This window comes from Pseudomonas sp. P4_C3, assembly GCF_056402075.1.
The window spans coordinates 1-3,719 of the sequence record NZ_JBFUIC010000362.1 but is presented as its reverse complement, the minus strand read 5'-3'; the positions used below and the strand labels follow the sequence as shown (position 1 = coordinate 3,719).

6 protein-coding genes are annotated in these 3,719 nt (G+C 57.6%); 1 reads left to right on the top strand and 5 read right to left on the bottom strand.

All coding sequences use genetic code 11. The features are described 5' to 3' along the window. Positions 1 to 404 (top strand): helix-turn-helix domain-containing protein (locus AC1DVH_RS27600; RefSeq protein ID WP_477756459.1); only part of this gene is annotated, 404 nt, incomplete at its 5' end. Positions 405 to 485: 81 nt separating this feature from the next. Here AC1DVH_RS27600 and AC1DVH_RS27595 read toward each other — a convergent pair. The 5 genes from AC1DVH_RS27595 to AC1DVH_RS27575 all read right to left on the bottom strand — a co-directional run bounded on the left by AC1DVH_RS27595 (position 486) and on the right by AC1DVH_RS27575 (position 3,404). Further along, the gene (locus tag AC1DVH_RS27595) at positions 486 to 842 is read right to left on the bottom strand and encodes a putative holin (protein WP_477756458.1); all 357 of its coding nucleotides are present in this window, start codon (positions 840 to 842) and stop codon (positions 486 to 488) included. Continuing rightward, positions 829 to 1,131, bottom strand: a complete 303-nt coding sequence (locus tag AC1DVH_RS27590; protein WP_477756457.1) for a helix-turn-helix transcriptional regulator — start codon at positions 1,129 to 1,131, stop codon at positions 829 to 831. The genes AC1DVH_RS27595 and AC1DVH_RS27590 overlap by 14 nt, the downstream gene beginning before the upstream one ends. Positions 1,132 to 1,261: 130 nt before the next feature. Further along, entirely contained in the window at positions 1,262 to 1,879 is a 618-nt protein-coding gene (locus AC1DVH_RS27585; protein WP_477756456.1) for a TPM domain-containing protein, read from the bottom strand. Positions 1,880 to 1,907: 28 nt separating this feature from the next. Further along, positions 1,908 to 2,663, bottom strand: coding sequence for a TPM domain-containing protein (locus AC1DVH_RS27580; protein ID WP_477756455.1), 756 nt, complete (start codon positions 2,661 to 2,663; stop codon positions 1,908 to 1,910). A 135-nt stretch (positions 2,664 to 2,798) separates the two neighbouring features. Further along, positions 2,799 to 3,404 carry a LemA family protein gene (locus AC1DVH_RS27575; RefSeq protein ID WP_477756454.1) on the bottom strand — a complete coding sequence of 202 codons (606 nt, stop codon included), beginning with the start codon at positions 3,402 to 3,404 and terminating at the stop codon, positions 2,799 to 2,801. Positions 3,405 to 3,719: the final 315 nt, after the last annotated feature.

The following is a 3,719-nucleotide window of genomic DNA, read 5'->3' as shown; positions in this document are numbered from 1 at the left end:
CTGTTCTGGCTCGTTTAAAGCAAATTACAGGTACTAGAACCGATGTTTCTTTATCTTCGGCGCTACAGATCAGTCCGCAAACCCTTAGTAGCTGGAAAGGCCGCGACAGCACGCCGTACTCATTATGCGTAGAAATTGCTCAAACTCGGGGTATCTCCCTTGATTGGTTGCTGCTGGGCGAAGGTCCGATTTTGAGACAAACAGTTACTAATTCTTCGGAAGCCAATCAGGAAAGCACAACACGGGAAAACACCATTCTCACGCTCTGGCGGTTGCTCGACGAAGATGATCGCTGCGCCATACAACACGCACTCGAGGAAAAGCAACGACTGCGTGATATGGAACTCAGGCTTTCCGAAATGGCCTCCATTCTGGCAACACTTAAACCTTCGAATGAAACTTGATGACCTATGTAATCCGAAGTTTCATAGCTTCAAGACATGCCGCGCCCGCCACCCACACCAAAGCAATCCATTCATGGCCCCTCATCTTCGCCTTCGCAGGTGTCGAATGATTTCGCCGATACCGACGCTATCGATCCATTGCATGAACTTGATGCTGATAGGAATAACAACCAGTGCGCAAAGAAAGGCTGTCACGCCTGCTGTCAGAAAAGGCACCAGCGGATGTGCGACAGGCGTGAAGAGGTAACCGACACCCGCAGACAGCGACCAGGAACCGATGCGTTGCCAGGCCTTGAAGTCAGTGCGAGTGGTTGTAACCAGCCACGCGCCGAGCATTGCACCAAACAGTACCTCGCCATCAACCACTGGCAGTGATGCAATCCCCATTCCCAACATGAGCCCACTGATACCGTTGTAGGTCGAATCAGTCAGGCTCATGTGCACCTCGCGCAACGACCGAATCCACGATGATCGCTCCCGACTCGATCGCCTTGAGCAAGGCAGAACTGCGAGTGCTGACGTCGAACTTTCGGCGAATATTGGCGAAGTGAAAATTAACGGTAGATTCCGCGCAATTCTCGATCCTGGCGATTTCCCAGGAAGTCTTGCCCTTGAAACACCACATCAGGATTTGTGTTTCTTTCGCCGTCAGCTTCGCCGTTGGTGTACTTCCCTCTCCGCCGGGTGCTACCCGCGCCAAAGAGTCATTCGATTGTTGGGTTGACATAAGAATCCCTCTTTGCGGGAACACCCGTCGCTGGGCGTCCACTGTTAGAGAGAAATACTGACGATCAGGCCGAACCCGAACAATCGACGGGAGTTGTAGCGGCGAGCGCTACATAACACGATGAAAAGTCTTAGCCGAGTACTACCAACCGGTTCGGCAACTCATTGCGCGCATGGGTCACTGGCACATGCACTTTGAGCAATTCGCCACAGGCTTCGATGCAGCTGACAAACCCTTGCAGCGTCTGCCCCTGCTTCACCTGTTGGGTGAACGTGGCGACAATGGCGTCCCAGTTCTTGTTGTCCAGGCGACTGGAAATCCCTTCATCCACCAGGATCTCCACATAACGCTCGGCCTCGGAGACGAAAATCAGCACGCCAGTGCTGCCCTCGGTGTGGTGCAGGTTCTGCTCCAGGAACTGCCGGCGCGCCAGGTTCGAGGCGCGCCAGTGGCGCACCGAGCGCGGGATCAGATGGGTGGTGACGTTCGGCAGGCGGAACACCAGGCACAGCACAATGAAGAGCGCCCATTGCACCATCAGCAGGCTGTGCAGGGTCAGCCAACCGGTGAGGTAATGCACGACGCCCGGCACCAGCAGCGCCAGCAGGCTGGCCCACAGCAACGGGATGTACGCATAGTCGTCGGCGCGGGCCGCGAGCACGGTCACCAGTTCCGCATCAGTATCGCGCTCGACCCGGGCAATTGCCTCGGCCACTTTGCGTTGTTCGTGTTCAGTCAGTAATGCCATGTCGTGAAGTGCCTGCTCGTTTTTATTATCACCAGCCGCCGGACGAACCGCCCCCGCCGAAACTGCCCCCGCCGCCGCTGAAGCCTCCACCTCCACCGCCGCCGCCAAATCCACCACCGCCAAAGCCGCCCCCGGATCCGCCGGAGCCGCCCCGGCCGGCGGGAAGGATACCGAGCATCTGGCACACAAAAACAGTCAGGATGAACAACATCAGCAAAAACACGAACAACCCGGGATGCCGCGAGACGAAATCGCCCCCCGGATCGCCTCTGGATTCATACGCCGTGGAGGGTTCGTCCAGGGGGTTGCCGCCCAGCACCACCAGCATCGCCGCCACGCCGTCACTGATGCCCTTGCTGAAGTTGCCGGTCTTGAACGCCGGGGTAATGACCTGGTTGATGATCACCGAACTCTGGGCATCGGTCAGGCGATCCTCCAGGCCGTAGCCGACTTCGATGCGAAGTTTACGCTCGTCCCGGGCGACGATCAGCAAGGCGCCGTTGTTCTTGTCCTTCTGCCCGATGCCCCAGTGGCGGCCGAGTTGGTAACCGAAGTCGGCGATGTCTGTGCCTTGCAAATCCGGCAAAGTCACGACCACAAGCTGCTCGCCGGTGGCTTGCTCATGGGCCTGAAGTTGTTGGCTGAGTTGCTGGCGCACCGATGGCTCGATCATCTGCGCATTGTCGACCACCCGCCCGGTCAGCGCCGGGAAGCTCAGCTCGGCCCGGGCCGTGATCGTCACCAGCCAGAACAACAGCAACAGGACTGTTTTAAACACACGCATTAGCAACCTCTTCCGTCCCAAGCCTGGCCCTGTAGGAGCTGCCGCAGGCTGCGATCTGTTGATCTTGACCTTTAGCGCTCGCGAAAAAATCAAAGTCAAAAGATCGCAGCCTGCGGCAGCTCCTACAGGGTTGATTCAGAATTTGACCTCGGGGGCCTTTTCCGACCCCGGTGTGGCTTCGAAGGTCTCGCGCACCGGCAGGTCGCTGTACATCACGCTGTGCCACAGGCGACCGGGGAACGTGCGGATCTCGGTGTTGTATTTCTGCACCGCGAGGATGAAATCACGCCGGGCCACGCTGATCCGGTTCTCGGTGCCTTCAAGCTGCGATTGCAAGGCGAGGAAGTTCTGGTTGGCCTTCAGGTCCGGATAGCGCTCGGAGACCACCATCAAACGACTCAAGGCGCCACTGAGCTGATCCTGGGCCTGTTGGTACTGCTTGAGTTTTTCCGGGTTGTCGAGGGTCGAGGCATCCACCTGGATCGACGTGGCCTTGGCCCGAGCTTCAATGACCGCCGTCAGGGTCTCTTCCTCATGTTTGGCGTAGCCCTTGACGGTTTCCACCAGATTGGGAATCAGGTCAGCACGGCGCTGATACTGGTTCTGCACCTGGCCCCAGGCGGCCTTAGCCTGTTCGTCGAGGGTCGGGATATTGTTGATGCCGCAAGCGGTCAGCAACGTGGCCAGCATCAGCAGCGTGGCGACCTGCAGGCGCGAACGGTAGATTGGACTTACATTCATCAGGCTGAAGCTCCCTTGTACATTTCATGAAAAGACCGACCGTGAAACCTACTGAGCCGGCTCTTGGGGCATAATCGCCCGCGCCTCTGGATTGCAACGGGCCGATGGGCTAAAAAGAGGCCCTGCGCAAAAACGCATCCGCCATCTGGCTGTGGTTTTTTGGCTCTGGTCTTTTGAGCGGGCACCCGAACAACAATAGACGCTCCCTAAATTTTGGCTGGCCGGCGTGTGCATCGCCGTTTGGGCCCTTGAGAAAACTATTCATGAAGAAGCTGTGTTTGCTGGGCCTGTTCGTCAGCCTGGCCAGTCATAACG

Excerpts from the sequence above, each read along its gene's own strand:
- AC1DVH_RS27590 (WP_477756457.1), bottom strand. The coding sequence starts at position 1,131 with ATGTCAACCCAACAATCGAATGACTCTTTGGCGCGGGTAGCACCCGGC.
- AC1DVH_RS27595 (WP_477756458.1), bottom strand. The coding sequence starts at position 842 with ATGAGCCTGACTGATTCGACCTACAACGGTATCAGTGGGCTCATGTTG.
- AC1DVH_RS27580 (WP_477756455.1), bottom strand. The coding sequence starts at position 2,663 with ATGCGTGTGTTTAAAACAGTCCTGTTGCTGTTGTTCTGGCTGGTGACG.
- AC1DVH_RS27575 (WP_477756454.1), bottom strand. The coding sequence starts at position 3,404 with ATGAATGTAAGTCCAATCTACCGTTCGCGCCTGCAGGTCGCCACGCTG.
- AC1DVH_RS27585 (WP_477756456.1), bottom strand. The coding sequence starts at position 1,879 with ATGGCATTACTGACTGAACACGAACAACGCAAAGTGGCCGAGGCAATT.